Raw genomic sequence first — 26,836 nt, 5'->3', positions numbered from 1 at the left:
TTTCCTTGAAGTTGAATGGGTCGCCGGATGCGATGGGTCCATCTTCTTCGCAAGGGCCTAGGCCTGCAAAACTAGAACCGTCGGAAAACTAGTCCAACTGCCCCAATTTTCTGGCCTGTGGCTCGCTGTCATGCCGCCGCAGCCCTTGAAGCGCTGGACCGCTTGGCCGGCACGGCCTTTCGGGCCGCGGGCTTGGCAGTTGGCTTGATGGGTGCCGGCTTGCCCGCTTTCTTCGCCGGGGCCTTCCCGGCCGCGGCCTTGACGGGAGCGGACTTCTTGACCGCCGCGCTCACCGGCGCCTTCCTGCGTGCCGCCGGCTTCTTCGCGGCGGGGGCGGCTTCCTCGACCTCGGGCTCATGTGCCGCCACAGGCGCGGGCCTGGGCGCCGTGACGCCGGCCACCGAGGGATGCTTCTGCGTCAGGTCCATCAGGAGCTTGTGCTCGGCCAGCATGTAGTCGCCGATCTCGGTGATGTCGGGAACGGCGCGGCGGCAGGCGATCAGGCCGTAGTCCATGCGGCCGTTGTAGCTCTGCACCGTCACGTTGAGCGCGGTGCCGTGGCTGGCGATCGACACCGGGTAGTAGCAGGTGACGAGCGCGCCTGCAAAGTACATCGGGAACGGCGCGCCCGCCACGTTGGAGATGGCCACGTTGGCCGCGGGCGGCAAGAGATTCACCAGCCCCGAGCGGCCCACCATCGAGGCGATGCCCGACACCAGCCAGGGCGCGGCGAAGGTGGGGAAGTCATCGAGGACCACCGCCTTGAAGCGGTTCATCGTCGACTTGGAGCTGTTGGACGACGCGTTGATCGCCTTCAGCCGCTGGATCGGGTCGGTGATGTCGGTCGCCAGGCTCACCAGGATCATGCTGGCCTGGTTGTTCGCCGTGTCGTCGCCGGCTTCGCGCAGGCTCACCGGCACGCCGGCCACCAGCGGCTTGGCGGGCAGCTCGTTGTTGTCGGCCAGGTAGTGGCGCAGCGCACCGGCGACGGTGGCCATGACCACGTCGTTGAGCGACACGCCGAAGTGCTTGGCGATGTACTTGGTCTCGGCCAGCGAGATGGTGCGGCCCGCGAAGGTGCGCTGGTTGGTGATCGACACGTTCAGCGAAGTGCGCGGCGCGAAGAGGTTGAACTTCTTCGGCGCGGTGGCCGTGGCCTTTTCGGCCGCCTTCTCGTCGGGCTTGGCCAGGCCGCCGATGGCGCGCGCGATGGCTGGCGCCATCTTGAAGAGCTTGACGTACTGCTGCGCCGTGTTGCGCAGCGCGGCCGTTGCGAGTTCGGCCATGCCGAGCTGGTAGTTGTGGTTGCGTGGGCGCGAGCGCGGCGGCTTCACCACGCGGCCGGTGGCCTCCAGGTCGAAGATGGCCTTGCCCACTTCCACGCCGGCCTGTCCGTCGATGCCCGCGTGGTGCACCTTGGTGTAGAGCGCCACCTGACCGCTCTTGAGGCCATCGATGATGTAGAACTCCCACATCGGCCGGCTGCGGTCGATGAGCGACGAATGCAGCCGCGCGACGTACTGCTGCAGCTGGCGGTTGGTGCCGGGCCGGGGCAGCGAGATGTGGCGCACGTGGTAGTCGAGGTCGATGTCCTCGTCCTCCACCCACACCGGGTTCGACATGTCGAAGGGCATGAGCGCGAGCTTGCGCGTGAACACGTCGGCCAGGTGGATGCGGCTGGCCATGAACTGCTTGGCGTCCTCGTAGAAGTCGCCCTTGTAGCCCTTGGGCAGATCGAGCACGTTGAGCGAGCCCACGTGCATCGGCATCTCGGGCGTCTCCAGGTGCAGGAAGGTGGCATCAAGACCGCTCAGGTGTTTCATGTGTTGTGTCTCCTTGGTGGGGCAAGCGCCGTCCGGCAGGATACCCCTCGCGTGGCGTCCGTGGGCCCCGCCCGCTTCAGTGTTTCCACCGAGGCTGAGCCCAGGTAATGAAAAAGTGGCCGCGGCCGCAACAACCGCCCGCAGCGCCTTTTTCACGGGGGCTTCGTACACTGCGGCCATGACCTCCAGCCCCTCCCCGACCTCGCAAGACGACCACCTCTGGCTCGAAGACATCGACGGCGACGCCCAGCTCGACTGGGCCCGCAAGGAGAACGAGAAGACCGTGCAGACGTATGCCCAGTCGCCCGCCTTCAAGGCGCTCGAAGCGGGCATCCTCGAAGTGCTCGACTCGGACGCGCGCATCCCGATGGTGCGCAAGATCGGCCCGCTCTTCTACAACTTCTGGCGCGACAAGGAACACCCCAAGGGCCTGTGGCGCCGCACCACGCTTGCCGAGTACCGCAAGCCCCAGCCCGCATGGGAAACGGTGCTCGACATCGACGCATTGGCCGCGGCCGACAAGGAGAACTGGGTGTGGCATGGCGCCGACTGCCTGGAGCCCGACTACAAACGCTGCCTCATTTCGCTCTCGCGCGGCGGCGCCGACGCCGACGTGGTGCGCGAGTTCGACCTGGTGCGGAAAGCCTTCGTCGAAGGCGGCTTCACGCTGCCCGAGGCGAAGAACCATGTGGGCTGGAAAGACATCGACCACCTCTACGTGGCCACCGACTTCGGCCCCGGCTCGATGACCAGTTCGAGCTATCCGCGCATCGTGAAGGAATGGAAGCGCGGCACGCCGCTCGAGGCCGCCGTGACGGTGTACGAAGGCGCGCACGAGGACATGTCCGTGAGCGCCTACCGCGACAACACGCCCGGCTTCGAGCGCGACTTCGTCTCGCGCCAGATCGACTTCTACGAAAGCGAGACCTGGCTGCGCGGTGCCGATGGCTCGCTCACCAAGATCGACGTGCCCGACGACTCCAACACCGACATCCGCCGCGAGTGGATGCTGATCGAGCCGCGCGAGGACTGGACCGTGGGCGGCGCGACCTACAGGTCGGGCTCGCTGCTGGCCGCGAAGTTCGACGACTACATGGCCGGCCAGCGCGAGCTCACCGTGCTGTTCGAGCCCGACGACACGACTGCGCTCGACAGCCATTCGTGGACGCGCCATCACCTCATCCTCAACGTGATGCACGACGTGGTGAACCGGCTCGAAGTGCTCACGCCGCAGGACGGCGGCCCGTGGAAGCGCGAGAGCCTGGGCGGCGCGCCCGCGCTCTCCACCATCGCGGCCGGCGGCATCGACGAGGACGACAACGACGACTACTTCCTCACCGTGAGCGGCTTCCTGCAGCCGACCACGCTCTACATCGGCACCATCGGCCAGGGGGAGCCCGAGGTGCTGAAGGACAGCCCCGGTTTCTTCGATGCGTCGCGCTACAGCGTGAGCCAGCATTTCGCGGTGTCCAAGGACGGCACGCGCGTGCCCTACTTCGAGATCGCGCCCAAAGACCTGAAGGCCGACGGCACGAATCCCACGCTGCAGTACGCCTACGGCGGCTTCGAGATCTCGCTGCAGCCGAGCTACAGCGGCAGCATCGGCCGCGCCTGGCTCGAGCAGGGCGGCGTCTACGTGATCGCCAACATCCGCGGCGGCGGCGAGTACGGGCCGCGCTGGCACCAGGCCGCGCTGCAGGAAAACCGGCTTCGCACCTGCGAAGACTTCGCGGCCGTGTCCGAGGACCTGATCGCGCGCAGGATCACCTCGCCCAAACACCTCGGCGCCATGGGCGGCAGCAACGGCGGCCTGCTGATGGGCAACATGCTCACGCTCTACCCGCAGCTCTACGGCGCGATCGTGAGCGAGGTCGCGCTGCTCGACATGCAGCGCTACACGCACCTGTCGGCCGGCGCCTCGTGGATCGCGGAGTACGGCGACCCCGACCAGCCCGAGGAATGGGCCTTCATCCGGACCTTCTCGCCCTACGAGAACGCGAAGGCCGATGGGCGCTATCCGCCCGCGCTCTTCACCACCTCGACCCGCGACGACCGCGTGGGCCCGGTGCATGCGCGCAAGATGCACGCGAAGCTGGCCGCCCAAGGCCACGACACCAGCTTCTACGAGAACATGGAAGGCGGCCACAGCGCGGCGACCGACAACAAGGAATCCGCCTTCATGGATGCCCTCGGTTATGCGTATCTGTGGCAACACATAGGAAAGCCGACATGAGCATCTCCAACGCCACCCTCGAACTGATCGGCGCGCCGACCGACATCGGCGCCAGCGTGCGCGGCGCGGGCATGGGCCCTGACGCGCTGCGCGTGGCGGGCGTGGCCGAGGCGCTCGCCGGACAAGGCTTCACGGTCATCGACCGCGGCAACCTCGCCGGCCCGGCCACGCCGTGGGCGCCGCCGGCCAACGGCCTGCGCCACCTCACGGAGGTGATTGCCTGGAACCGCTCGGTCTACAACGCCGTCGATGCGGCGCTCGGCCTGAACCACGTGCCGCTGATGCTGGGCGGCGACCACTGCCTGGCCATCGGTTCGATCAGCGCCGTGGCCTGGCATGCGCGCAAACGCGGCAAGAAGCTGCGCGTGCTGTGGCTCGATGCGCATTCCGACGTCAACACCGAAACCACGAGCCCCAGCGGCAACCTGCACGGCATGCCCGTCTCGTGCCTGCTGGGCCACGGTCCGGCGGAACTGACCGGCTGGAGCGGCGAACCGGCCGCGCTGGCGCACGAGGCGATCCGCTTCATCGGCATCCGCAGCGTCGATGGCGATGAGAAGGAGGCCATTCGCACCTTGGGCCTGAACGTGTTCGACATGCGCCACATCGACGAGCACGGCATGCGCACCACCATGACCGAGGCGCTGCAGGACGTGGACGAGGACACCCACCTGCATGTGAGCTTCGACCTCGACTGCCTGGACCCCAACATCGCGCCCGGCGTGGGCACCGGCGTGCGCGGCGGCCCGACCTACCGCGAGATGCAGCTGTGCATGGAAATGATCTCCGACACGGGGCGGCTCTGTTCGCTCGACGTGGTGGAACTCAACCCCGCGCTCGACGTGCGCAACCAGACCGCGGAAATCGCCGTGGAGCTGATCGAGAGCCTGTTCGGCAAGTCGACGCTGGTGCGCTAGGGCCTGCTCAGCCGCGGTTCGGCGAAGGAGCCACCGGAAAGCTGGTCGCGGGCGTGGGCGCTTGCAGGGGGGCTTCGGCCGGCATGTCCGGCGGCGCATCGGCACCGCCGCCTTCGAGGAAGCGGTCCATCAGCGTGAAGAAGCGGTCGTAGAAGCGCTCGTCGGTCAGCGTTTCGCTGGCCACCTTGACCATCGCGTCGTCGCTTGCGGAGAACGGCAGCGACAGCGAACCGATCGCGCCGACGCCCACGCTGGCCGAGTTGTTGACTTTCTTGATGCCGTAGCGGTCCTGCAGCGCCGTCGCGAAGGCCACGGTGCTCTGCCTGCCGGACTTGCCGCCTTCGCGCGCGCAGACCACGCGGAACTCGACCTCGACGTGCACCTCGGCCGCCGGCTGGAAGCTCTTGCGCCCGGTCACCAGGTCGGCGTTGGCCGCGGTGACCATGTAGCCCTGGCTCAGCAGGGCCCGGCGCGCGGCTTCGCAGGTCCGGGCCTCGGTGGCGGCGTAGTTGCGCGTGTGGGTGGTGGTGGAGTCGAACTCCTCCGGCTCGTAGGACACGCGCCGCGAGCTGCTGCCGCAGCCGGCGAGCGCCAGGGCGGACAGCAGGCTCAGGAGGAGAACCGGGGCACGGAAGGTGGAAGAAGAATAGGAAGTGGGATGGGAGAGCATGGCGCGGCGAATGCTAACCGGCGCCTCCGCCGGCAAAGCTTCGAGCGTGGCGGCGTGCCGGCGTTCCCTCGTGTCGAACAAATTTCAGGACCACATCAGCACGTGATGCGCCCGCGCCTTCGTGGCGGCAATCAGCCGCGCGTTGGGCGCATCGGTGCCCGCCACCCAGTCGCGCGCGGCCTCGGCGCTGCGGCCGAACTGCTGGTGGCGCGCAACCAGACGGGCCTCGCGCACTGCGTCGTCGATGTCGACGTACCAGACCTCGTCGAGCATCGCCGCCGCTCCGCCCCAGGGGCCGACGTCGTGAAGGAGGTAGTTGCCTTCGGTGATGACGAGCTGCGTCGAGGGCAGCACCGCGATGGCACCGGCAATCGGCTCCTCGATCTCGCGGCGGAATTCGGGGGCGTAGACGATGTCGCCGTCGGGGCGCTGGTTGCGCAACCGCTGCAGCAGCGCGACGTAGCCGGCGCTGTCGAAAGTGTCGGGGGCGCCCTTGCGATCGGCACGGCCGAGCCGTTGCAGCTCGACATTGGCCAGGTGGAAGCCGTCCATGGGGACGACCTGGGCGCGGTCGGCACCCACTGCCTGGAGCATTGCCAGCGCCAGCGTGGACTTGCCCGCGCCGGGCGCACCGACCAGCCCCAGCAGCTTGCGCTGCCCGCTGGCCATGAGGGCCTGCAGACGGGCGAGGCCGTCTGCAGGAACGGGAGGAAGTTTCTGCACGGGGATGGAACTCATCCCTGGAGCGTAGCGTCCCCGCGCGTCAAAAACATCAGGGGTACAGGCCGCGCTCCTGACGCGCCATCAGGATCCGCTCGCAGGCCACCGCATAGGTCGCAGTGCGCAGCGTGATCTTGTGCTTGTCGGCCGTGTCCCAGATCTGGTTGAGCGCATTCATCATGATGCGGTCCAGGCGCACGTTGATCTCGTCCTCGTCCCAGAAGAAGGACGAGAAGTCCTGCACCCATTCGAAGTAGCTCACCGTCACGCCGCCGGCGTTGCAGATCACGTCGGGCACCACCAGCACGCCGCGCTCGGCGAGGATGTCGTCGGCCGTGGGCACCGTGGGGCCGTTGGCGCCTTCGAGCACCAGCTTGGCAGTGGTTTTCTGTGCGCGCTCGGCGGTGATCTGGCCTTCGAGGGCGGCCGGGATCAGGATGTCGCAGGCCGTGTCCCAGAAGGCTTCGTTGGGCACCACGTCGCCGCCCTTGAAGGCGATGACGCCGTCCTTGTTGGCGATGGGAATCAACGTCGCGAGGTCCAGGCCGTTGGTGTTGACGATGGTGCCGGTGTGGTCCTGCACCGCGACGATCTTGGCGCCCGCTTCGGCAAAGAGTTCGGCCGCGACCGAGCCCACGTTGCCGAAGCCCTGCACCGCGATGCGCGCGCCGCGCAGGTCCAGCCCCAGGCGGCGGGCGGCTTCACGGCCGGTGACGAACACGCCGCGGCCGGTGGCCTTCACGCGGCCCAGCGAGCCGCCCAGATGCAGCGGCTTGCCGGTGACGACGCCGGTGGCGGTGCCGCCGGTGTTCATCGAATAGGTGTCCATCATCCAGGCCATGATCTGGCCATTGGTGTTGACGTCGGGCGCGGGGATGTCGGTGTGCGGGCCGATGATGATGCCGATCTCGCTGGTATAGCGGCGGGTGATCTTTTCCAGCTCGTTCTGCGAGAGCTTCTTCGGATCGACGCGGATGCCGCCCTTGGCGCCGCCGTACGGCAGGTTCACCGCGGCGGTCTTGATGGTCATCCAGGCCGACAGGGCCATGACTTCCTCGAGCGTGACGTCGGGGTGGAAGCGCACGCCGCCCTTGCCCGGGCCGCGGCTCATGTTGTGCTGCACGCGATAGCCCTCGTAGTGGGCAATGCGGCCGTCGTCCATTTCGATCGGCACGTCGACGATCAGCGCGCGCTTGGGGCGCTTCAAGGTTTCGACCCAGCGGGCCAGCGGGCCGAGGTACGGCACGACACGGTCGACCTGGGAGAGGTACGTTCCCCACGGGCTGTTGGCGGTGGGCGAAACGAAGGAGAGTTTTTCACTCATGAGAGATCCCTTGGGTTGGAACTGAGGTGGCCGCAACGATAGACCTCTCGCGCCCGCCGCGCCATGGCTTATGCGCGCCGCGCTGACGGTTATGCAAGAGACGTTATGCGGCGTCGTTCGGGCGCCGACCGGGCCAGCGATGGCGCGAGCGGCCGGCAGATAACCGAACTGTCATCGACCGGTTATCGATCGCACGGATCTACTTCATAGAGTTGGCTTCACCAACCCACCACATCAAGGAGCCAGCGAATGAAGTCCTCTTCCACCACCCGCACCGCCCGCATCACCCGCATCCTGGGCACCGCCACCGTCGCCGCGCTGCTGGCCATCGCCTCGGCACCGAGCCTTGCAGGCAACTACGCCGAAGGCGATCCGCGGCCCGTGCCGTTCGCCTCGTCCACGACACGCGCCGTCGTGACGGCCGATGCGCAGCAGTGGCTCAAGAGCGCGCCCACGCAGGGCTACACCGACGGGCTCGCGCAGCAGGCGGCCGTCGTCTCCGCGAACAGCCGCGCCGCCGTGGCGGCCGACACGCGACTGTGGATCCGGTCCGGGCTGGCCGCGCAGCAGAACGGGGAAGCCGGCGCCGACACCACGCGGTCCGCCTACCGCCAGGCCGTGGCCGAATACGACAAGCTGCGCGCGAGCCCCGCCTACGGCGCGCTGGTCGAGCAGTTCACGAGCCGGCAGGCCGCTGCGCAGTCGCACACCGCCGTTCGCTGAGGGAAAAGGCATTGGGTACCGCAAGGAGGGTCGACGCAGGGTAGGCACGGGCATTTCCTTGGTTCTATCTCCTATGGCCAACAGCCATAGGCCGCATCTTCTGCAAAGAATCGATTCGTGAACCGGATAATTCTCCAATGCTCGACCTCGACCGCATCGACCTTCGCCTGCTGAAGATCCTTCAGGAGGACGGGCGCATCACCAATCTCAAGCTGGCCGAGGCGGTGTCGCTCTCGCCCACCGCGGTGCTGGCGCGCGTGCAGCGCCTGACGCGCGACGGGTTCATCCTGGGCTACGAGGCGCGCCTGGACCCCGAGAAGCTGGGACGTGGCTTCACGGTGTTCGTCGAGGTGCTGCTCGACCGCACCACGCCCAACGTGTTCGACCAGTTCAAGGCCGCGGTGCAGGTGCGCGACGAGATCATGGAATGCCACATGGTCGCCGGCGGCTTCGACTACCTGCTCAAGACCCGCATGGCCGACATGGCCGCCTACCGCGAGTTCGCGGGCACGGTGCTGTGGCAATTGCCCGGCGTGCGCGAGACGCGGACCTATGCGGTGATGGAAGAGGTCAAGAGCAGCGCGCGGCTGCCGCTCGGGATCTGAGGCGCCGCCTGCTCAGACGGGCTTTCGGGCCCGGCCGCCGAAGATCGCCGTGCCGACCCGCACCATCGTGCTGCCCGCGCTGATCGCCGCCTCGAGGTCGGCGCTCATGCCGAGCGACAGCGTGTCGAGCTCCATGCCCGCCGCTCTTATCGATTCAAAAACCGCATGCGCGCGCAGGCACAGATCGCGCTGCGCCGCGAAATCCGGCGCGGGTTCGGGGATCGCCATGAGCCCGCGCAGCCGCAGATGTGGCAACGCCGCCACAGCACGGGCGAGCGCGACGGCCTCTTCCGGCGGCACGCCGGACTTGTTCGCGCCGCCGTCCACATTAACCTGAAGGCATACATTGAGCGGCGGCAAATGAGCCGGCCGCTGCGCCGACAGGCGCTCGGCGATCTTGAGCCGGTCGATGCCGTGGACCCAGTCGAACTGCTCGGCCACCGGCCGCGTCTTGTTGCTTTGCAGAGGGCCGATGCAGTGCCATTCGAGGGAGGCGCGCAGATCGGCGAGCGCCTCGATCTTGTCCAGCCCCTCCTGCACATAGTTCTCGCCGAAGGCCGACTGGCCCGCCGCATGCGCCTCGCGCACCGCCTCCGGCCCGAAGGTCTTGGATACCGCCAGCAGCCGGACCCCGGCCGGGTCGCGGCCGGCCGTTACACATGCCGCCTCGATCCGCGCCTTTACTTGCTGGAGGTCGTCGCCAATCATCGTCATAATCGTCCAAAATCGTATCAAAACGTCACCGAACTCGAGCCGAGGATCCCCGTGGACATCACCCAACTGCTGGCATTCAGCGTCAAGAACAAAGCCTCCGACCTGCATTTGTCGGCCGGGCTGCCGCCCATGATCCGTGTGAACGGCGACGTGCGCCGCATCAATGTCGATGCGCTCGACCACAAGGGCGTGCACGCGATGGTGTACGACATCATGAGCGACACGCACCGCAAGCATTACGAAGAGTTCCTGGAGGTCGACTTCTCGTTCGAGATCGACGGCCTGGCGCGCTTCCGCGTGAACGCCTTCAACCAGGCGCGCGGCGCAGCCGCCGTGTTCCGGACCATTCCTTCGAAGATCCTCACGCTCGAGCAGCTGAACGCGCCGAAGATTTTCGGCGAACTGGCGCTCAAGCCTCGCGGGCTGGTACTGGTGACGGGCCCCACGGGCTCGGGCAAGTCGACCACGCTGGCGGCGATGGTGAACTACCTCAACGAAAACGAGTACGGCCACATCCTCACGGTGGAAGACCCGATCGAATTCGTGCACGAATCCAAGAAGTGCCTGATCAACCAGCGCGAAGTGGGCCCGATGACGCTGTCGTTCTCGAACGCGCTGCGCTCTGCCCTGCGCGAAGACCCGGACGCCATCCTGGTGGGCGAGTTGCGCGACCTTGAAACCATTCGCCTCGCGATGACCGCGGCCGAGACGGGCCACCTGGTGTTCGGCACGCTGCACACCTCGTCGGCCGCCAAGACCATCGACCGGATAATCGACGTGTTCCCGGGCGAGGAAAAGGAAATGATCCGCGCGATGCTGTCGGAGTCGCTGCAGGCGGTTATTTCGCAGACGCTGTGCAAGACCAAGGACGGCCAGAGCCGCGTGGCGGCGCACGAGATCATGCTGGGCACGCCGGCCATCCGGAACCTGATCCGCGAAGCCAAGGTGGCGCAGATGTACTCCACCATCCAGACCGGCCAGGGCTCCGGCATGCAGACGCTGGACCAGAACCTGATGGAGCTGGTGCGCCGCAACACGATCTCCGCCGCGGAAGCCCGCGGCAAGGCAAAGATTCCCGAGAATTTCCCCGGCTGATCCACAGCCCACCGGAGTACCGACATCATGGAACGCGATCAAGCCAGCCAGTTCATCAACGACCTGCTCAAGCTCATGGTGAGCCGCAACGGCAGCGACCTGTTCATCACCGCCGACTTCCCGCCCGCGATCAAGGTCGACGGCAAGGTCACCAAGGTGTCGCAGCAGGCGCTGGGCGCACAGCACACGCTGGCGCTCACGCGCTCGGTCATGAACGACAGGCAGGTGGCCGACTTCGAGCGCACCAAGGAGTGCAACTTCGCGATCTCGCCGACCGGCATCGGGCGCTTTCGCGTCAACGCCTTCGTGCAGCAGGGCAAGGTCGGCATGGTGCTGCGGACCATTCCCGCCAAGCTGCCCACCATCGACGGCCTGGGCATGCCGCAGATCCTGAAAGACGTGTCGATGACCAAGCGCGGCCTCACCATCCTGGTGGGCGCCACGGGCTCGGGCAAGTCGACCACGCTCGCCGCGATGATCGACTGGCGCAACGAAAACTCCTACGGCCACATCGTCACGGTGGAAGACCCGGTCGAGTTCGTGCACCCGCACAAGAACTGCGTGATCACGCAGCGCGAAGTGGGCATCGACACCGACAGCTGGGAAGCGGCGCTCAAGAACACGCTGCGCCAGGCGCCCGACGTGATCCTGATGGGCGAAATCCGCGACCGCGAAACCATGGAGCACGCGGTGGCCTTCGCCGAAACCGGGCATCTGTGCATGGCCACGCTGCACGCCAACAGCGCCAACCAGGCGCTGGACCGGATCATCAACTTCTTCCCCGAAGAGCGCCGCGCGCAGCTGCTGATGGACCTGTCGCTGAACCTGCGCTCGCTGGTCTCGCAGCGCCTGGTGCCCACCGAAGACGGCCAGGGCCGCGTGGCTGCCGTCGAGGTGCTGCTGAACACGCCGCTGATCTCCGACCTGATCTTCAAGGGCGAGGTGGGGGAGATCAAGGAGATCATGCGCAAGAGCCGCAACCTGGGCATGCAGACCTTCGACCAGGCGCTGTTCGACCTGTTCGAAAGCCATTCGATCACCTTCGAGGACGCGATCCGCAACGCCGACTCGGCCAACGACCTGCGGCTGCAGATCAAGCTCAACAGCCAGCGTGCGCGCAGCACCGACCTGGCAGCGGGCACGGAGCACTTCGCGATCGTCTGATTTCGAAGAGGGGACGGCGCCGGGGCCCGCTGCGCCCTGTCGCCGAATGGCTTTAAGCTCATGCCCATGAGCAGCATCAACACCCGCACCTACGAATCCGTCCCCGCGCAGACGGTGGCATTTCTCGGCCTCGGCGTCATGGGCGGGCCGATGGCCGGCCACCTGGCCAAGGCTGGCCACAGCGTCACGGTCTACAACCGCACGGCTGCCAAGGCAGAGGCCTGGGCCGCCGAATTCGGCCCGCCGGGCCGCCATGCCGCCACCCCGCGCGAAGCGGCGGCCGGCGCCGACATCGTGTTCTGCTGCGTCGGCAACGACGAGGACCTGCGTTCCGTGGTGCTGGGCGACGACGGCGCCTTCGCCGGCATGAAGAAGGGCGCGGTGCTCGTCGACCACACGACCGCCTCGGCCGACGTGGCGCGCGAGCTGTCGAAGGCCGCGCAGGCGCTGGGCCTGCACTTCATCGATGCCCCGGTGTCCGGCGGCCAGGCCGGCGCGCAGAACGGCGCGCTCACCGTGATGTGCGGCGGCGATGCCGCAGCCTTCGAGCGCATCAAGCCGGTGGCTGCGGCGTTTGCACGCGCCGTCACGCTGCTGGGAGAAAGCGGCGCCGGCCAGCTCGCAAAGATGGTGAACCAGATCGCCATCGCGGGCCTGGTGCAGGGCCTGTCGGAAGCCATTGCCTTCGGCCAGCGCGCCGGCCTCGACATGGAGGCCGTGCTCGGTGTCATCGGCAAGGGCGCGGCCCAGAGCTGGCAGATGGACAACCGCGGCAAGACCATGATCGACGGCAAGTTCGACTACGGTTTTGCCGTCGACTGGATGCGCAAGGACCTGGGCCTGGTGCTCGACGAAGCCAAGCGCAACGGCGCGCGCGTGCCGGTGACGGCGCTGGTCGACCAGTTCTACGCCGACGTGCAGCAGGCCGGTGGCAGGCGCTGGGACACCTCGAGCCTGATCATCCGGCTCAAATGAAAAAGGCCCGCTGAGCGGGCCTCTTCGATCAGCGCACCGGCGACGTTGTCACGCTGCCGGGCTGCCCCGGTGCGGGCAGCGGCTCCATCGGCGGCAGCGGCACACGCGAGCCCGAGGGCGAAGCAGGCGACGAGGGCGTTGCGTTGCTCACCGGTGCAGGGCCCGTGCCGCCGCGCTGGGCCGCAGCCTGGTTCGCCGCCTGGCTCGCAGCGAGATCGGCCTCGCTCACCACCTCGACCACGCGCACCACCTTCATCACACCGCCCACGCCGCGCGTGATGTCGGTCGCGCGATCGGTCTCGCGCCGCGTGGCGATGCCCATCAGGTAGACCACGCCGCGCTCGGTCACCACCTTGAACGAATTGGCGAAGATGTCCTTCGCGTCGAGCAGCGACGCCTTCACCTTGCCGGTGATGTAGAGATCGTTCGAGCGGTCCTGGAAGGTGCTGGGCGCGCCGAGCGTGAGCTCGTTCACCACGGAACGCACGTTGGTGATGCGGCTCACCTCGTCCTCGACGCGTCGGCGGTCGGCCTCGTTGCCCACCGCGCCGGTCAGCAGCACCTGGCGGTTGAAGCTGGTGACGCTTACGTACATCTGGTCGTTGGCGATGTCGCGCACGCGGGCGGCGGCACGCAGTTCGATGCCCTGGTCGTCGAGCTGGGCACCGGAGCTGCGGCGGTCGGTTGCCACCATGCCCACGCCCACGACCGCGGCACCGCCCACCACGAGGGGCACGCAGGCGGAAAGGCCCGCGACCAGGGCGGCACCCAGGGTGAGTGCAAGGGCAAGACGCTGGGGCGGTGTGGTCTTCATGGTCATGAGGAAGCTTCCTGTTCTCCGAGTAACTGGGCATCCACGCCGTCGCACAGGCAATGCAGCGCGAGCAGGTGGACTTCATGGATGCGCGCCGCACGCTCGTGCGGCACGCTGATCTGGACGTCGGTTTCGCGCAGCGCGCGGCCGATGACGCCGCCGGTGCCGCTGCTGCCCCCGCCGGGCGCCGCGGGCGGGCCCGACACGGCGTTGCCGAGCAGGGCGACCACCGTCATGTCGCGCTCATGGGCCGCCAGCACGGCGGCAAGCACTGCCGCGGACTGTCCGCTGGCGCTCAGTGCGAGCAGCACGTCGCCGGCCTGGCCCAGCGCGCGCACCTGGCGGGCGAAGCGGTCGGCATCGACGGCATTGGCGCTGTCGGCATTCGGGTCGGTGGCGTCGCCGGGCAGTGCGATGGCGCCCAGCTCGGGGCGCTCGCGCTCGAAGCGGCCGACGAAGTGCGCAGCGAACTGGGTGGCCAGCAGGCCCGAGACGCCCGCACCGCAGGCCAGCACCTTGCCGCCGCTGGTCACGCAGGCCAGGATGGCCTGCATCGCTTGAGAGATGGGTTTGCTGAGGACCGGTCCGGTCTGGTATTTGAGGTCGGCACTGTCGATGAAGTGCTGCTGGATACGTTGCTCGAGCATGGGGCGGGATGATAACTGGGGGTCGTGAAACAAGACGTTCGTGTGTGGAGCTGTCAGCCGGGGCTTCGGTTCCCGCGATGGATGGCATCAGCCCGCATCGAAAGCGGCCTTGAGCCAGGTGATTTTCTCCTCGACCAGCACCACATCGAAGCGGCACGGCGGCAGCGTGCGCAGCCGGGCGAGGTAATGCTGCGCGGCGAACACGATGCGCCGCTGCTTCAGCCCGGTGATGCTGCCGCCCGCGCCGCCATGCGTGCCGGCGCTGCGCTGGCGCACCTCGACGAACACCAGCGTGCCGCCGCCGGGATCGCGCGGATCGCGCATGATCAGGTCGATCTCTCCGCCGCCGCGGCCGGGCGTTCGATAATTGCGCGCGACCAGCACGAGGCCGGCGTCCTGCAGGTGCTCGAGCGCGGCGTCTTCCGCCGCATCGCCGCGGCGCTTGGTTGTGGTGGTCTTCATGGCTCCCTGCCGTTTTCTTTTTGTCGTTCGCTCTCACGGAGAAACCCCTTGGCTTCACTCGCACCTGCTTCTTTCGGCGCCGCCCTCGCGGCCGCGCACGACGCCGCGGGTGGGCAGCATTATCCGCAGGGCACCCTCTACGTGGTCGCCACGCCGATCGGCAACCTGGCCGACATCACGCTGCGCGCGCTGCATGTGCTGCAGCTGGTCGACGTGATCGCCTGCGAGGACACGCGCCACACCCAGAGCCTGCTGCGCGCCTACGGCATCGACCGCCCCGGCGCCCGGCTGCTGGCGGTGCACCAGCACAACGAAGCCGAGGCCGCACAGGCCGTGGTGGCGCGGCTCGCGCAGGGCGAGCGCATCGCCTACGTGAGCGACGCCGGCACGCCCGGCGTGAGCGACCCCGGCGCGCGACTCGTCGCTGCGGTGCGCGCGGCGGGCCAGCGCGTGCTGCCGCTGCCGGGTGCGAGCAGCGTCACCACGCTGATCGGTGCGGCCGGGCTCGTGGCGGACGGCGCGGATGGCAACGCAAGCAGCGCCTTCGTCTTCGCGGGCTTCCTGCCGAGCAAGGCGGGCGAGCGCGACACCGCCGTGCAGGCGCTCTCGCAGGAACCGCGCGCCGTGGTGCTGCTGGAGGCGCCGCACCGTATCGAAAGCCTGGCGCGTGCGCTCGCCGTGCTGGGCGAACGCCCCATCACCGTGGGCCGCGAGCTCACCAAGCAGTTCGAGGAGATCGCGACGGTCGCGGCCAGCGCCCTGCCCGACTGGTTCGGCGCGGACCGCGACCGCATCCGCGGCGAGTTCGCGCTGGTGCTGCATCCGGTCGCAGTGAGCGGCGACGACGGCGCGGAAGGCGAGCGCGTGCTGCGCCTGCTGCTGGCCGAGCTGCCGGTGAAGACCGCGGTGAAGCTGGCCGCCGAGATCAGCGGCTCGCCGCGCAATGCGCTGTACGAGACGGCGCTGCGTATTCGCAATGACGGCGACGACGAGGCGGGCGACTAACCGTCCAGCTCCGCATAGCGCCTGAAGATCCCGTCCTCGTTGAAAGCGATGCGGCGCGGGCTCTGCAGGTACTCGTGCACGCGCTGGCGGCGCTTGATGTTGGCATGCAGCTTCTCGACGGCCGGCGTGCGGGCCAGCGCCCGGGCGGTGGCTTTCGGGAATGCGTAGTACAGGCCGTCCACCAGCTGGAATAGCGAGAGATCGGCATAGGTCAGCACATCGCCGACCAGATGCAGGTCGCCTGCGGGGTTGCGCTGCAGCACCTGCTCGAACCAGTTCAGAAACTTGGGGATGCGCTCTTCGCGGAAGGCGCGCGCACGCTGCACGGCGGCATCGCGCTGGTCTTCGTAGTAGGCGCCGGTCGAGATCGGATGGTGCGTGTCGTGCGCCTCGGCCACCGCGTCGGCGATGGTGAGCTGCAACTGGTGTGTCCACAGTCCGTCGGATTCACCCACACCCGAAAGCCCGAGCCGCGGGCCGAGGTACAGCAGGATCGCGGCGGTCTGGCCGACCACCACATCGCCGTCGACGAGGAAGGGCGGTGCAAAGGCGGCACGCGGATTGTCGGGATCGCCGAGCCGCTGGCCCAGCGCGGATCCGCCGCCGCCCTCCGACTCGGGCAACCGCGCCACGTCGACATAGTCGGCGCCGGCCGCCTCGAGCGCGAGGCGCACGAATTCACCGCGGCCCTGGATCGTGGGCCAGTAATGGAGTTGGTAAGGCATGCGGCCATGGTGTCAGGGTCTGTGGAACCCTGCAACCTAACCGGCCATCGGCTCGCCTATGCGCGATGTTGCGGAACGCTCACCAGAATTTCCACCATGGCCGCGGCGCGAGGCGCAGCGCCTGCGGACGGGTGTCGAGGTCGACGTTCTGGGTGACCGTGTCGCCGGAGCGGCGGCGCATCTCGGTTTCAAGGGCGTGCGCGATGCCGCGTGCCTGCTTTTCGCCGCGCAAGGCGCGCCTGCGCCACTCCGCGGCATGTTCTGCCAGGCTGGCCTCGTCCAGATCAGTCAACTCCGTCATGGGTGGAAATCTTGCATGTGCACGGTGGCAACGCCAGCGCGCGGTGAATGGTCACGGGGAGAAAGTCGGAGGAGAAAGAAAAAAACCGGAAGCCCTTGGGAGGCTTCCGGTCTTGTATTTGGTCCCGCCGCCAGGAATCGAACCTGGATCTCAGCCTTCGGAGGGCCGAATTCTATCCGTTGAAATACAGCGAGAGGACAGGCTCCGGAATTGACCGGAGCCGCAGATTATCGCCTATCAGGCAACGGCCGTTTCGGCTTCGTTCACGGCCGTCGCTCCGGCCGCCGGCCGCTCGAAACCGAGCCCCGCCAGATAGACGCGAAAGGTGCGCCGGCCGGTCAGCACCAGGTCGAAGGCCTCGGGGTCGAGCAGCCAGTTCTGGATGAGGCCGCTGATCAGCGCATGCATGCCCTGCGCCGCGACATGGCCAGGCACCGGCAGCTTGATGCCCGCGCGGCGAGCGCCCAGGCGCAGGGCTTTTTCGAAATCGACCACACAGGCGTTGCGCGCATCGAGGTGGCGCTGCTGCACCGAGGCCATGTCGTGCGTGTATTCGACCTTGTGGGTGGCCACGTCGAACACGCGGCGCACTTGGGGGTCGGTGGTCATGAGGGTGAGCGCGTGGACCATGCCCTCTTCGATCTCGACCAGGGGATCGTCGCCGGCAGCGGCAGCCTGGCGGTTGGGCCCGGCCTCCAGCGGCAGGATGACGCGCTCCATCATTGCGTTGAAGAGGTCGGCCTTGTCCTTGAAGTGCCAGTAGATCGCGCCGCGCGTCGCGCCGGCCTGCTGCGCGATCTGCTGCAGCGAAGTCTGCGAAACGCCTTGCGCCTGAAACAGCAGCTCCGCGGCGTCGAGCAACCGATTCCGCGTGGCCAATGCCTCTTCCTTCGTACGACGTGCCACCAAGTCTCCTGATTTGTAAAGTGAACGCCCCTTGTGCATCGTGGGGCCATTGAATGTGGCCAATATACATCCATGAATGTATGTAAACTACCGGGCTTCCCCGATGGCCCGACTGTTTATGCTGTCTTGCTGTTCGCACCGCGAACACGCCATCTCCCGTCTTCGCTTCAAAGGAATCGCATGCCTCTCCTGCATGTCTCGCGCCCATCGTCCTTTTCGCCGCGTCTCGCGACCGTGGCCGCCGTTGTCCTGTTGGTCCTCGCGGGCTGCGGCAAGGGCGATGCACCCGCCGGTCCAGGCGGCGCGGGCGGCGGCGGCCATCCGCCCGCCCCCGAAGTGGGCGTCGTCGTCGCCACGCCGACCGACGTCGGCCTCGTGACCGAACTGCCGGGGCGCCTGGAGGCCTCGCGCATCGCACAGGTCCGCGCCCGCGCCTCGGGCATCCTGCTCAAGCGCGAGTTCCGCGAAGGCAGCGACGTGAAGGCCGGACAGTTGCTGTTCCGCATCGACCCGGCACCGCTGGTGGCCGCTTCGCAGAATGCACAGGCCACGCTGGCCCGCGCCGAAGCCAATGCCGTGCAGGCCAAGGCGCTGGCCGACCGCTACAAGCCGCTGGTCGAAGCCAATGCGGTGAGCAAACAGGAATACGCGAACGCCGTCGCCTCGCAGAAGACGGCCGAAGCCGACGTGGCCTCGGGCCGCGCCGCAGTGACGACCGCCAAGATCAACCTCGGCTATGCCGACGTGACCTCGCCCATCGCAGGCCGCATCGGCCGCGCCCTCGTGACCGAAGGCGCACTGGTGGGCCAGGGCGACGCCACCGAGCTGGCCGTGGTGCAACAGATCAACCCGGTGTACGTGAACTTCACGCAGTCGGCCTCCGATGTGCTGAAGCTGCGCCGCGCGCTGGCCGCCGGCCAGTACAAGCGCGCCAACGGCGAAGAGGCCGCCAGCGTGAACGTCGTGCTCGAAGACGGCAGCGACTATCCCCTGCCCGGCAAGCTGCTGTTCTCCGACCTCACGGTCGATTCGACCACCGGCCAGGTCACGCTTCGCGCCGAAGTGCCCAACCCCAAGGGCGAGCTGCTTCCAGGTCTCTATGTGCGCGTGAAGCTCGAGCAGGCCCAGGCCACCAACGCGATCACGCTGCCGCAGCAGGCGGTCACCCGCACCCAGCAGGGCGACACCGTCTCGGTGGTGAGCGCCGACGACAAGATCAGCAAGCGCACCGTGAAGATCAGCGCCGCCAAGGACAACCAGTGGGTGGTGCTCGACGGCCTGAAGGCCGGCGAACAGGTGATGGTCGACGGCTTCCAGAAGCTGCAGATGATGCCGCCCGGAACGCCCGTGAAGGCCGTGCCCTGGAAGAAGCCGGACCCGAACGCAGCACCCGCGCCCGCGGCTGTCGCTCCTGGCGCCGCCCCCGCAGCCGCGCCGGCTGCTGCTGCATCGGCCGCCGCGCCCGCAGCGGCCCCGGCCGAAAAGAAGTAATCAGGAGCGCGCCCGCATGGCCAAATTCTTTATCGACCGCCCGATCTTTGCCTGGGTGATCGCGCTGTTCGTCCTCGTGATGGGCGGCGTGGCAATCACCCAGCTGCCGATCTCGCAATACCCGCCGGTGGCCCCTCCGGCCATCGTGATCAACGTCGCCTATCCGGGCGCCTCGGCCCAGACGCTCGAGGACAGCGTGCTGTCCGTCATCGAGCGCGAGATGAACGGCTCGCCGGGCCTGATCTACATGGAATCGGTGGCCCAGGCCGACGGCACCGGCTCCATCACGATCAGCTTCGAGGCCGGCACCAACGACGACCTCGCGCAAGTGGACGTGCAGAACCGCCTCTCCCGCGCCACGCCCCGCCTGCCGGCGGCCGTGACGCAGCAGGGCGTGCGCGTGGACAAGTCGCGCAACAACTTCCTGCTGTTCGCGATGCTGTCCTCGGACAACCCGGCCTTCGACCCGGTGGCGCTCGGCGACTACGCCTCGCGCAACATCGTGCCCGAGCTGCAGCGTGTCGTCGGCGTGGGCCAGGCCCAGCTGTTCGGCACCGAAAACGCGATGCGCGTGTGGGTCGATCCGGCCAAGCTGCAGGGCTTCAACCTGTCGGCCACCGACGTGAACAACGCGATCCGCGCGCAGAACGCCCAGGTGTCCTCCGGCTCCATCGGCGACCTGCCCAACATCCCCGGCCAGGCCATCGCGGCCACCGTGGTGGTGAACGGGCAGCTCGCCAACGTGGAGCAGTTCAAGAACATCGTGCTGCGCGCCAACACCGACGGCTCGACCGTGCGGCTGAAGGACGTCGCGCGCGTCGAGCTCGGCGGCCAGTCGTACGCCACCTCGGCACGCCTGAACGGCGTGCCCGCTGTCGGTATCGGCGTCCAGCCGACGCCCAACGGCAACGCGCTGCAATCGGCCAAGGCGATCCGCGCCAAGATGACCGAGCTCGAACGCTTCTTCCCGCCCGGCGTGAAGTGGAACATTCCGTACGACAGCTCGCGATTCGTGCAGATCTCGATCACCGAAGTGGTCAAGACGCTGCTGGAAGCCGTGGCGCTGGTGTTCGTGGTGATGTTCCTGTTCCTGCAGAACTGGCGCTACACGATCATCCCGACCATCGTGGTGCCGATCGCGCTGCTGGGCACCTTCGCGTCCCTGCTCGCGCTGGGCTTCTCGATCAACGTGCTGACGATGTTCGGCATGGTGCTGGTGATCGGCATCGTGGTGGACGATGCCATCGTGGTGGTCGAGAACGTCGAGCGCATCATGAGCGAGGAGGGGCTCTCGCCGCTCGAAGCCACGCGCAAGGCCATGAAGCAGATCTCCGGCGCCATCATCGGCGTGACGGTGGTGCTGATCTCGGTGTTCGTGCCGCTCGCGTTCTTCGCGGGCTCGACCGGCAACATCTACCGCCAGTTCTCGGCGGTGATGGTGACCTCGATCGCCTTCTCGGCCTTCATGGCGCTGTCGCTCACGCCGGCGCTGTGCGCCACGTTGCTCAAGCCCGTGGAAGCCGGCCACCACCACGAGAAGCGCGGCTTCTTCGGCTGGTTCAACCGCGGTTTCTCGCGCACGGCCAAGGGCTATGAAAGCATCGTCGCGCGCATCCTGCGCCGCGCCGCGCGCTACCTGATCATCTACGTGGCGATCGTCGCCGCGGTGGCCTACACCTACACGCACCTGCCCAGTTCGTTCCTGCCGGAAGAAGACCAGGGCAACATCATCGTGAACGTGCAACTGCCCCCGGGTGCGACGCAGGAGCGTGCGCTGGCGGTCATGCAGCAGGTCGAAGGCTTCATCCTGAAGCAGCCCGAAGTGCAGAGCATGGTGGGCGTGATGGGCTTCAGCTTCTCGGGCCAGGGCCAGAACGCGGGCCTCGCCTTCGTGACGCTGAAGGACTGGGAAGAGCGCAAGGACCCGGCCCACTCGGCCAGCGCACTGGCCGGCCGTGCCTTCGGGGCGCTGTCGGGCATCCGCGATGCCTTCATCTATCCGCTGAGCCCGCCGCCCATTCCCGAACTGGGCAATGCCAGCGGCTTCAGCTTCCGCCTGCAGGACCGCTCGGGCGCAGGCCACGAGGCGCTGATCAACGCGCGCAACCAGCTGCTGGGCATGGCCGGGCAGAGCAAGATCCTGTCGCAGGTCCGCCCCGACGGCCTGGAAGACGCGCCGCAGTTGCAGATCGACATCGACCGCGACAAGGCCAGCGCCCTGGGCGTGACCTTCGACGCGATCAATGCCACGCTGTCGACGGGGCTGGGTTCGAGCTACATCAACGACTTCCCGAACCGCGGCCGCCTCCAGCGCGTGGTGGTGCAGGCCGATGCGCCGGCCCGCATGCAACCGGACGACCTGCTGCGGCTGAACGCCAGCAACACGCAGGGCCAGCCGGTGCCGCTGTCGGCCTTCGCGACCACCAAGTGGGTCACCGGCGCCACGCAGACGGTGCGCTACAACGGCTACCCCGCGATCCGCATCAGCGGCTCCGCCGCGACGGGCTTCAGCACGGGCGCAGCGATGGCCGAGATGGAAAAGCTCGCAGCCCAGCTGCCGCAGGGCTTCGGCTTCGAATGGACCGGCCAGTCGCGTGAAGAAAAGCTCGCGGGTTCGCAGGCCATCATCCTGTACGGCTTCGCGATCCTGGCGGTGTTCCTGTGCCTGGCCGCGCTCTACGAGAGCTGGTCGATCCCGCTGGCGGTGATCCTGGTGGTGCCGCTCGGTGTGCTGGGCGTGCTGCTGGCAACCATGCTGCGTGCCTATTCGAACGACGTGTACTTCCAGGTGGGGCTGATCACGATCATCGGCCTCTCGGCGAAGAACGCGATTCTGATCATCGAGTTCGCCAAGGACCTGCAGGCGCAGGGCAAGGGCATCGTCGAGTCGGCGCTGGCCGCGGCCCATCTGCGGTTCCGCCCGATCGTGATGACCTCGCTGGCCTTCGGCCTGGGCGTGGTGCCGCTGGTGATCGCCTCGGGCGCCGGTTCGGCCAGCCAGCGCGCCATCGGCACCGGCGTGCTCGGCGGCATGGTGACCGGTACGGCTCTCGCCGTGATTTTCGTGCCGGTGTTCTTCGTCGTCGTGCGCGGCCTGTTCAAGGGCAGCGCGCGCCAGCGGGAAGCCGACAAGCGGCATGCGGAAGCCGCCGGCATCGTGGAGGAACCCAAGCATGACTAAGAAACTGATTCCGACGGCCCTGGCGGCAGCGATGCTGCTGGCCGGCTGCTCGCTGATCCCGACCTACGAACGCCCCGCCGCGCCGGTGCCGACCACCTTCCCGGGCGACCCGTCGCAACCGGCAGGCCCGGCGGCGGCAGCCCTGCCGTGGCAGGACTTCTTCACCGACCCGCGCCTGGCGGGCCTGATCCAGACCGCGATCGCCAACAACCGCGACCTGCGTGTGTCGGTGCTCAACATCGAACAGGCGCGCGCGCAGTTCCAGATCGAGCGCTCGGCGCTGTTCCCGGCGCTCGGCCTCACGGGTTCGGGCTCGCGATCGAGCCCCAATTCGCTGCAGGCCTTCGACAGCAGTGCCGGCAGCGTGGCCTCGCAGTACAGCGTCAACTTCGGCTTCACGGCCTGGGAGCTCGACTTCTTCGGCCGCATCCGCGCGCTGAAGGACCAGGCGCTCGCGCGGTACCTCGCCACCGAGGAATCGCGCAAGGCCGCGCAGATCAGCCTGATCGCCTCGGTCGCCACCGGCTGGCTCACGCTGATCGCCGACGACGAACTGCTCGAGATCACGCGCCAGACGATGGTCACGCGCGAAGAGTCGGTGCGCCTGGCCAAGCTGCGCTTCGACAACGGCGTGTCGTCCGAAATCGACTTCCAGGCTGCCAACACGGCCGCGGAAAGCGCCCGCGCCACCTACGCGCAGCAGCAGCGCGCACGCCTGCAGGACGAAAACGCCCTCGCCCTGCTGCTGGGCGCGCCGGTGCCGCCGAGCGCCCTGGCGGGCGGCACCAAGGGGCTGGACAGCATCCAGCCGATGCCCGACGTGCCCGCGGGCCTGCCCTCGGACATGCTGATCGAGCGGCCCGACATCCGCGCGGCCGAGCAGCAGTTGATCGCGGCCAACGCCAACATCGGCGCGGCGCGCGCGAACTTCTTCCCGCGCGTGTCGCTGACCAGCGGCATCGGCACCGCGAGCACCGAGTTCTCGGGCCTGTTCGACCGCGGCTCCAAGGCCTGGTCGTTCGCGCCCACGGTCACGCTGCCGATCTTCGATGCGGGCCGCAACTGGGCCACGCTGCAATCGTCGAAGGCCGGGCGCGAGATCGCGGTCGCGCAGTACGAGAAGTCGATCCAGACCGCATTCCGCGAAGTGGCGGACGCGCTGGCCGGACGTGCCACGCTGGGCGAAGAGGTGCGTGCGCAGCGCGCGCAGGCCACTGCGGAAGCGGTGCGCTTCAAGCTCTCCGACCTGCGCTACCGCAACGGCATCGCCAGCGCGCTCGACCTGCTCGATGCGCAGCGTTCGCTGTTCACGGCGCAGCAGCTGGCGGTCAATGCGAGGCTCCTGCAGCTGCAGAACCAGGTCACGCTGTACAGGACGCTGGGTGGCGGCTGGGCAACGCGCGACAAGGGTTGAGGCGCATCGGCGCCCGATATCGGGAGGCCAATCGCCCGCTGGGGCGAGGGGCCTCTCTATAATCGTCGGTTGAGCTAGAAAAGCCGCCCCCCGACGAGCCCCCGTTATTGAGGACGCCATGAGCGCAGACCCGCACTACCAGGCCACAGAAGAAGCCCATACAGGCCCGATCAAGAACCCGAAGCAACTGCTGCTCGCGGTATTTTTCTCCTTCATCGCACCCATCCTGATCATCGTGGGCCTTGTCGCCTATGTGGTCTCAGGCACCAAGCCGGCGGGCACCGCCGAAGGCGAGAACATGGCGCTCTACGGCGTGTCGAAGGAAGCGCGCGACCGGGAAGTGGCCGAACGCCTCAAGAAGGTCGGCGCCATCGAGATCCGCGACGCCAACCGCCCCCTTGCCGCTGGCGAGGCCGTGTTCAAGGCCCAGTGCGTGGCCTGCCACGGCGCACCGGGCATCCCGGGCGCCCCTCACCTGAACGACGCAGCAGCCTGGGGCCCCCGCATCGGCCAGGGCTACGCCACGCTGCTCGAGCACGCGCTCAAGGGCAAGGGCGCAATGCCTCCCCAGGGCGGCGGCGACTTCGAAGACCTCGAAATCGGCCGCGCGGTGGTCTACATGGCCAATGCCGGCGGCGCCAAGTTCCCGGTGCCCGAGCGCCCGGCAGCGGCAGCACCTGCAGAAGCTGCTTCGGGTGCGGCGCCTGCCGCGTTGGCACCTGCTGCCGCAGCCTCGACGGCTGCAGCACCGGCCAAGTAATCACCTTTGCCCCAAAAGACGAAGCCGGCCCAGCGCCGGCTTTTTTTGTGGGCGATCCACGCACCTTCGACTATTGTTTCGATAGCGCCGCAGCGCTGCCGGCGTGGCGTTCCGCCGGGCTCATGACATGGCCGAAGCGCTGCGGCAACTCGCTGGCCTGCACAGCCTCTGGCGTCCACAGCCCCTGTTCGATGGCTTCGGCCGCGATGCCCACGTCCTGTGTGTGCACCAGCCCCAGCCCGATCGGCGCGACCAGATAAAGCCGCCCGGCCTCGTCAAGCAGGCAGCCTGAGACATCGACCGCCTGGCCGGTATGGGCCGCCACACTGAATCTGCCGCTGCCCTCGTCGGCCACGCGCCAGACCAGCGGCGCAGCCTCCAGCTCGACGTACACACGCTGCGGCCCGTTCTGGAAGAACCACTGCCCTTCGTCGTCGTGCTCGTAGTTGCGATGGATGAAGTCGATCAGCTTGTCATGCCGCAGCATCGAGCCCTTGGCCTGCAGGAAAGGCCCCTCGGCCTGGGTGCGGTCGTCGCGCATGTACCAGTTGCCGCGCGCATCCAGGCCCAGCCAGCCATAGCAGTGCGGCACGTTGGGCCATTTGGCGAGCGCCTGTTTGACGATGTCGTCCATGGATTCATTCTCCTGCCGGTTGCGCCGCAGAGGCGTCAGCCAAAGCGCCGCCATGCACCTGTAGCCAGCTGCCGACGCGGTCCGGCATTCCCCGCACATGCCCCGGCGGCAGTCCCAGCGGAAAGCCGACGTGCCCGCCGTGCGCCGGCTGCCACAGCGTGACATGCCGCCCGACCTCGCCCGGCCCCGGGAGGCTGCGGGCCGGAATGAACGGGTCGTTGAGCGCGTTGACCACCAGCGTGGGCACGCGGATCTGGCTCAGGTGCGGTTTGGACGAGCCCCGCGCCCAGTAGTCGTCGGCATTGCGAAATCCGTGCAGCGGCGCGGTGAACACATCGTCGAAGGTGTAGAGGTCGCGCGCGGCCAGCAGCCGGTCGCGGTCGAACAGGCCCGGGAACTGCGCCAGCTTGGCCATCGCCTTGGGCTTCATGGTCGCGAGGAACATGCGCGTGTAGACCAGCCTGTTGAAGCCGCGGCCGATCGCCTCGCCGCCCGCGGCCAGGTCGAGCGGCGCGCAGACCGAGGCCACCGCGGCGACCGATTCGCGCGCCGTGTCGCCTGCCTCGCAGGCCCAGCGCAGCAGCGCATTGCCGCCGAGCGAGACGCCCGCGGCCAGCACCGGGCCGCCACCACGCAGCGTGTGCTGCTCGTGCATGCGCCGCAGGATCCAGCCGATCTCTTCGTAGTCACCCGAGTGGTAGGCACGCGGCGCCAGGTTCAACTCGCCACTGCAGCCGCGGAAATGCGGCACAGCAAAGGCCATTCCCTGCTCGGCCGCGAAGGCTGCGAAGGCCTCCGCATAGTGGCTGCGCGAGGAGCCCTCGAGCCCATGGAACAACACCAGCAGCGGCCGCGGACCCGGCAGTGGCGCATCGATGAAATCGACGTCGATGAAATCCCCGTCGGGCGCGTTCCAGCGCTCGCGGCGGTACGCGGGCGCGGTGCCGTCGAAGCGGCGCGCATAGAGCGCGGCCCAGATGGTCTGCAGGTTGCCGCCGGGCAGCCAGCGCGGCGCCATGTAGTCCATCGACGATCGAAGAGACGAAGAAGAATCGGCAGAAGACATCAATGCAGCGTCTGGGGCGGATCGTTCGCGTCGTCGGGCTCCCGCGCGCTGCCCGGGCTCGCATGGTGCGCCACCATGCGCCAGCCCTGCGCGGTCTTGTGATAGACGTTGGTGGCCAGCACGAAGGCATGGCGCGGGCCTTCGGCGGTGAGCACCTCGATGCGCTCGAGCACGTTGTGCACGGCGCTTGCGAGCGACTCGATCTTGCGCACCCGCGCCGGCATGGCGTGGATCGCGCCATTGGAGAACATCTGCTCGAAGGCGGCGCGGATCGCGATGCTGCCCACCAGCCGCGGGCCGCCGGGGTGCACGCAGAACACCTCGTCCTCGTCGGCCCAGCAGGCCATCAACGCTTCGATGTCGCCGCGCTGCAGCGCTTCGTAGAAGGCCGCCTCGACGTCGTCGGCAGTGCCGCCAATGGCCGCGGCGGTGCGGTGTGGGGTCTTGGGCATGGCGTGATTCTGCCG

The 26,836-nt window shown here is 67.9% G+C and carries 26 protein-coding genes and 1 tRNA gene; 12 read left to right on the top strand and 15 right to left on the bottom strand.

All coding sequences use genetic code 11. The features are described from left to right. Positions 1 to 128: 128 nt before the first annotated feature. Positions 129 to 1,823 carry a WS/DGAT/MGAT family O-acyltransferase gene (locus M2282_RS27680; protein WP_280811986.1) on the bottom strand — a complete coding sequence of 565 codons (1,695 nt, stop codon included), beginning with the start codon at positions 1,821 to 1,823 and terminating at the stop codon, positions 129 to 131. A gap of 178 nt (positions 1,824 to 2,001) precedes the next feature. Between M2282_RS27680 and M2282_RS27675 the strand changes: the two genes are divergently transcribed. After that, positions 2,002 to 4,056 (top strand): prolyl oligopeptidase family serine peptidase, encoded by a 2,055-nt coding sequence (locus M2282_RS27675; RefSeq protein ID WP_280811984.1) that lies wholly within the window; start codon positions 2,002 to 2,004, stop codon positions 4,054 to 4,056. Continuing rightward, positions 4,053 to 4,973, top strand: a complete 921-nt coding sequence (gene rocF / locus M2282_RS27670; protein ID WP_280811983.1) for an arginase — start codon at positions 4,053 to 4,055, stop codon at positions 4,971 to 4,973. The genes M2282_RS27675 and rocF overlap by 4 nt, the downstream gene beginning before the upstream one ends. Before the next feature lie 7 nt (positions 4,974 to 4,980). Here rocF and M2282_RS27665 read toward each other — a convergent pair whose 3' ends face one another. The 3 genes from M2282_RS27665 to M2282_RS27655 all read right to left on the bottom strand — a co-directional run bounded on the left by M2282_RS27665 (position 4,981) and on the right by M2282_RS27655 (position 7,687). Then, positions 4,981 to 5,643 (bottom strand): DUF2242 domain-containing protein, encoded by a 663-nt coding sequence (locus M2282_RS27665; RefSeq protein WP_280811982.1) that lies wholly within the window; start codon positions 5,641 to 5,643, stop codon positions 4,981 to 4,983. An 84-nt stretch (positions 5,644 to 5,727) separates the two neighbouring features. Further along, the gene (locus M2282_RS27660; protein WP_280811981.1) at positions 5,728 to 6,381 is read right to left on the bottom strand and encodes a nucleoside/nucleotide kinase family protein; all 654 of its coding nucleotides are present in this window, start codon (positions 6,379 to 6,381) and stop codon (positions 5,728 to 5,730) included. Between the two features lie 34 nt (positions 6,382 to 6,415). Beyond that, complete coding sequence (locus tag M2282_RS27655) at positions 6,416 to 7,687, bottom strand: Glu/Leu/Phe/Val family dehydrogenase (protein ID WP_257865281.1); 1,272 nt, start codon at positions 7,685 to 7,687, stop codon at positions 6,416 to 6,418. Between the two features lie 249 nt (positions 7,688 to 7,936). Between M2282_RS27655 and M2282_RS27650 the strand changes: the two genes are divergently transcribed. Together M2282_RS27650 and M2282_RS27645 are read left to right on the top strand one after the other, a co-directional pair. Further along, positions 7,937 to 8,410, top strand: a complete 474-nt coding sequence (locus tag M2282_RS27650; RefSeq protein WP_280811980.1) for a hypothetical protein — start codon at positions 7,937 to 7,939, stop codon at positions 8,408 to 8,410. Between the two features lie 137 nt (positions 8,411 to 8,547). Further along, positions 8,548 to 9,015, top strand: coding sequence for an Lrp/AsnC ligand binding domain-containing protein (locus tag M2282_RS27645; protein WP_280811979.1), 468 nt, complete (start codon positions 8,548 to 8,550; stop codon positions 9,013 to 9,015). 12 nt (positions 9,016 to 9,027) lie between these two features. On the opposite strand, the gene M2282_RS27640 is transcribed toward M2282_RS27645, so the two are convergent. Continuing rightward, positions 9,028 to 9,729 (bottom strand): YggS family pyridoxal phosphate-dependent enzyme, encoded by a 702-nt coding sequence (locus tag M2282_RS27640; protein ID WP_280811978.1) that lies wholly within the window; start codon positions 9,727 to 9,729, stop codon positions 9,028 to 9,030. Between the two features lie 51 nt (positions 9,730 to 9,780). Here M2282_RS27640 and M2282_RS27635 point away from each other — a divergent pair, with 51 nt between their 5' ends. From M2282_RS27635 to M2282_RS27625, 3 genes are all read left to right on the top strand, one after another. Continuing rightward, positions 9,781 to 10,824, top strand: coding sequence for a type IV pilus twitching motility protein PilT (locus M2282_RS27635; protein WP_013543830.1), 1,044 nt, complete (start codon positions 9,781 to 9,783; stop codon positions 10,822 to 10,824). Between the two features lie 27 nt (positions 10,825 to 10,851). After that, positions 10,852 to 11,988, top strand: a complete 1,137-nt coding sequence (locus M2282_RS27630; RefSeq protein ID WP_013543831.1) for a PilT/PilU family type 4a pilus ATPase — start codon at positions 10,852 to 10,854, stop codon at positions 11,986 to 11,988. 66 nt (positions 11,989 to 12,054) lie between these two features. Then, positions 12,055 to 12,963, top strand: coding sequence for an NAD(P)-dependent oxidoreductase (locus tag M2282_RS27625; RefSeq protein WP_280811976.1), 909 nt, complete (start codon positions 12,055 to 12,057; stop codon positions 12,961 to 12,963). A gap of 28 nt (positions 12,964 to 12,991) precedes the next feature. Here the strand turns inward: M2282_RS27625 and M2282_RS27620 are convergent, their stop codons facing one another. The 3 genes from M2282_RS27620 to M2282_RS27610 form a co-directional block, all read right to left on the bottom strand. Next, on the bottom strand, positions 12,992 to 13,783 hold the full coding sequence (locus M2282_RS27620; RefSeq protein WP_280811975.1) for a BON domain-containing protein: 792 nt from the start codon (positions 13,781 to 13,783) through the stop codon (positions 12,992 to 12,994). After that, positions 13,780 to 14,424 (bottom strand): SIS domain-containing protein, encoded by a 645-nt coding sequence (locus M2282_RS27615; RefSeq protein ID WP_280811974.1) that lies wholly within the window; start codon positions 14,422 to 14,424, stop codon positions 13,780 to 13,782. The genes M2282_RS27620 and M2282_RS27615 overlap by 4 nt, the downstream gene beginning before the upstream one ends. Positions 14,425 to 14,511: 87 nt before the next feature. Beyond that, positions 14,512 to 14,886, bottom strand: a complete 375-nt coding sequence (locus M2282_RS27610; RefSeq protein ID WP_280811973.1) for a YraN family protein — start codon at positions 14,884 to 14,886, stop codon at positions 14,512 to 14,514. 48 nt (positions 14,887 to 14,934) lie between these two features. Between M2282_RS27610 and rsmI the strand changes: the two genes are divergently transcribed. Further along, positions 14,935 to 15,891 carry a 16S rRNA (cytidine(1402)-2'-O)-methyltransferase gene (gene rsmI / locus M2282_RS27605; protein WP_280811972.1) on the top strand — a complete coding sequence of 319 codons (957 nt, stop codon included), beginning with the start codon at positions 14,935 to 14,937 and terminating at the stop codon, positions 15,889 to 15,891. On the opposite strand, the gene M2282_RS27600 is transcribed toward rsmI, so the two are convergent. The 4 genes from M2282_RS27600 to M2282_RS27585 form a co-directional block, all read right to left on the bottom strand. Beyond that, on the bottom strand, positions 15,888 to 16,616 hold the full coding sequence (locus M2282_RS27600) for a glutathione S-transferase (protein ID WP_280811971.1): 729 nt from the start codon (positions 16,614 to 16,616) through the stop codon (positions 15,888 to 15,890). The genes rsmI and M2282_RS27600 overlap by 4 nt on opposite strands. A gap of 79 nt (positions 16,617 to 16,695) precedes the next feature. Then, positions 16,696 to 16,917 carry a hypothetical protein gene (locus M2282_RS27595; RefSeq protein ID WP_280811970.1) on the bottom strand — a complete coding sequence of 74 codons (222 nt, stop codon included), beginning with the start codon at positions 16,915 to 16,917 and terminating at the stop codon, positions 16,696 to 16,698. Between the two features lie 119 nt (positions 16,918 to 17,036). Beyond that, positions 17,037 to 17,111: transfer RNA gene (locus tag M2282_RS27590), tRNA-Arg, on the bottom strand. Between the two features lie 43 nt (positions 17,112 to 17,154). After that, complete coding sequence (locus M2282_RS27585; protein ID WP_280811969.1) at positions 17,155 to 17,823, bottom strand: TetR family transcriptional regulator; 669 nt, start codon at positions 17,821 to 17,823, stop codon at positions 17,155 to 17,157. 180 nt (positions 17,824 to 18,003) lie between these two features. Here M2282_RS27585 and M2282_RS27580 point away from each other — a divergent pair, with 180 nt between their 5' ends. From M2282_RS27580 to M2282_RS27565, 4 genes are all read left to right on the top strand, one after another. Continuing rightward, on the top strand, positions 18,004 to 19,314 hold the full coding sequence (locus M2282_RS27580; RefSeq protein WP_280811968.1) for an efflux RND transporter periplasmic adaptor subunit: 1,311 nt from the start codon (positions 18,004 to 18,006) through the stop codon (positions 19,312 to 19,314). Between the two features lie 16 nt (positions 19,315 to 19,330). After that, a complete protein-coding gene (locus M2282_RS27575) occupies positions 19,331 to 22,495 on the top strand; it encodes an efflux RND transporter permease subunit (protein WP_280811967.1) in 3,165 nt (1,054 codons plus the stop codon). After that, positions 22,488 to 23,909, top strand: a complete 1,422-nt coding sequence (locus M2282_RS27570) for an efflux transporter outer membrane subunit (protein ID WP_280811966.1) — start codon at positions 22,488 to 22,490, stop codon at positions 23,907 to 23,909. Before M2282_RS27575 ends, M2282_RS27570 begins: the two co-directional genes overlap by 8 nt. 118 nt (positions 23,910 to 24,027) lie before the next feature. Further along, complete coding sequence (locus M2282_RS27565; RefSeq protein ID WP_280811965.1) at positions 24,028 to 24,669, top strand: c-type cytochrome; 642 nt, start codon at positions 24,028 to 24,030, stop codon at positions 24,667 to 24,669. A 70-nt stretch (positions 24,670 to 24,739) separates the two neighbouring features. Here the strand turns inward: M2282_RS27565 and M2282_RS27560 are convergent, their stop codons facing one another. From M2282_RS27560 to M2282_RS27550, 3 genes are read right to left on the bottom strand one after another with little or no spacing between them, the layout of a single operon-like run. Next, positions 24,740 to 25,303: a DUF2946 family protein gene (locus M2282_RS27560; protein WP_280811964.1), complete on the bottom strand. Its 564-nt coding sequence runs from the start codon at positions 25,301 to 25,303 to the stop codon at positions 24,740 to 24,742. Positions 25,304 to 25,307: 4 nt separating this feature from the next. Beyond that, the gene (locus M2282_RS27555) at positions 25,308 to 26,330 is read right to left on the bottom strand and encodes a YheT family hydrolase (protein WP_280812026.1); all 1,023 of its coding nucleotides are present in this window, start codon (positions 26,328 to 26,330) and stop codon (positions 25,308 to 25,310) included. A 38-nt stretch (positions 26,331 to 26,368) separates the two neighbouring features. Further along, positions 26,369 to 26,821, bottom strand: a complete 453-nt coding sequence (locus M2282_RS27550) for a YybH family protein (protein ID WP_280811963.1) — start codon at positions 26,819 to 26,821, stop codon at positions 26,369 to 26,371. Between the last annotated feature and the right edge of the window lie 15 nt (positions 26,822 to 26,836).

It is taken from the genome of Variovorax boronicumulans (genome assembly GCF_029892485.1).
GTDB lineage: Bacteria > Pseudomonadota > Gammaproteobacteria > Burkholderiales > Burkholderiaceae_C > Variovorax > Variovorax boronicumulans_B.
The sequence above is the reverse complement of the archived record's forward strand: the minus strand, read 5'-3'. Positions and strand labels throughout refer to the sequence as shown.

Coding starts and splice junctions, on each gene's coding strand:
- M2282_RS27680 (WP_280811986.1), bottom strand. CDS start 1,823: ATGAAACACCTGAGCGGTCTTGATGCCACCTTCCTGCACCTGGAGACG.
- M2282_RS27675 (WP_280811984.1), top strand. CDS start 2,002: ATGACCTCCAGCCCCTCCCCGACCTCGCAAGACGACCACCTCTGGCTC.
- rocF (WP_280811983.1), top strand. CDS start 4,053: ATGAGCATCTCCAACGCCACCCTCGAACTGATCGGCGCGCCGACCGAC.
- M2282_RS27665 (WP_280811982.1), bottom strand. CDS start 5,643: ATGCTCTCCCATCCCACTTCCTATTCTTCTTCCACCTTCCGTGCCCCG.
- M2282_RS27660 (WP_280811981.1), bottom strand. CDS start 6,381: ATGAGTTCCATCCCCGTGCAGAAACTTCCTCCCGTTCCTGCAGACGGC.
- M2282_RS27655 (WP_257865281.1), bottom strand. CDS start 7,687: ATGAGTGAAAAACTCTCCTTCGTTTCGCCCACCGCCAACAGCCCGTGG.
- M2282_RS27650 (WP_280811980.1), top strand. CDS start 7,937: ATGAAGTCCTCTTCCACCACCCGCACCGCCCGCATCACCCGCATCCTG.
- M2282_RS27645 (WP_280811979.1), top strand. CDS start 8,548: ATGCTCGACCTCGACCGCATCGACCTTCGCCTGCTGAAGATCCTTCAG.
- M2282_RS27640 (WP_280811978.1), bottom strand. CDS start 9,729: ATGACGATGATTGGCGACGACCTCCAGCAAGTAAAGGCGCGGATCGAG.
- M2282_RS27630 (WP_013543831.1), top strand. CDS start 10,852: ATGGAACGCGATCAAGCCAGCCAGTTCATCAACGACCTGCTCAAGCTC.
- M2282_RS27625 (WP_280811976.1), top strand. CDS start 12,055: ATGAGCAGCATCAACACCCGCACCTACGAATCCGTCCCCGCGCAGACG.
- M2282_RS27620 (WP_280811975.1), bottom strand. CDS start 13,783: ATGACCATGAAGACCACACCGCCCCAGCGTCTTGCCCTTGCACTCACC.
- M2282_RS27615 (WP_280811974.1), bottom strand. CDS start 14,424: ATGCTCGAGCAACGTATCCAGCAGCACTTCATCGACAGTGCCGACCTC.
- M2282_RS27610 (WP_280811973.1), bottom strand. CDS start 14,886: ATGAAGACCACCACAACCAAGCGCCGCGGCGATGCGGCGGAAGACGCC.
- M2282_RS27600 (WP_280811971.1), bottom strand. CDS start 16,616: ATGCCTTACCAACTCCATTACTGGCCCACGATCCAGGGCCGCGGTGAA.
- M2282_RS27595 (WP_280811970.1), bottom strand. CDS start 16,917: ATGACGGAGTTGACTGATCTGGACGAGGCCAGCCTGGCAGAACATGCC.
- M2282_RS27580 (WP_280811968.1), top strand. CDS start 18,004: ATGCCTCTCCTGCATGTCTCGCGCCCATCGTCCTTTTCGCCGCGTCTC.
- M2282_RS27575 (WP_280811967.1), top strand. CDS start 19,331: ATGGCCAAATTCTTTATCGACCGCCCGATCTTTGCCTGGGTGATCGCG.
- M2282_RS27570 (WP_280811966.1), top strand. CDS start 22,488: ATGACTAAGAAACTGATTCCGACGGCCCTGGCGGCAGCGATGCTGCTG.
- M2282_RS27565 (WP_280811965.1), top strand. CDS start 24,028: ATGAGCGCAGACCCGCACTACCAGGCCACAGAAGAAGCCCATACAGGC.
- M2282_RS27560 (WP_280811964.1), bottom strand. CDS start 25,303: ATGGACGACATCGTCAAACAGGCGCTCGCCAAATGGCCCAACGTGCCG.
- M2282_RS27555 (WP_280812026.1), bottom strand. CDS start 26,330: ATGGACTACATGGCGCCGCGCTGGCTGCCCGGCGGCAACCTGCAGACC.
- M2282_RS27550 (WP_280811963.1), bottom strand. CDS start 26,821: ATGCCCAAGACCCCACACCGCACCGCCGCGGCCATTGGCGGCACTGCC.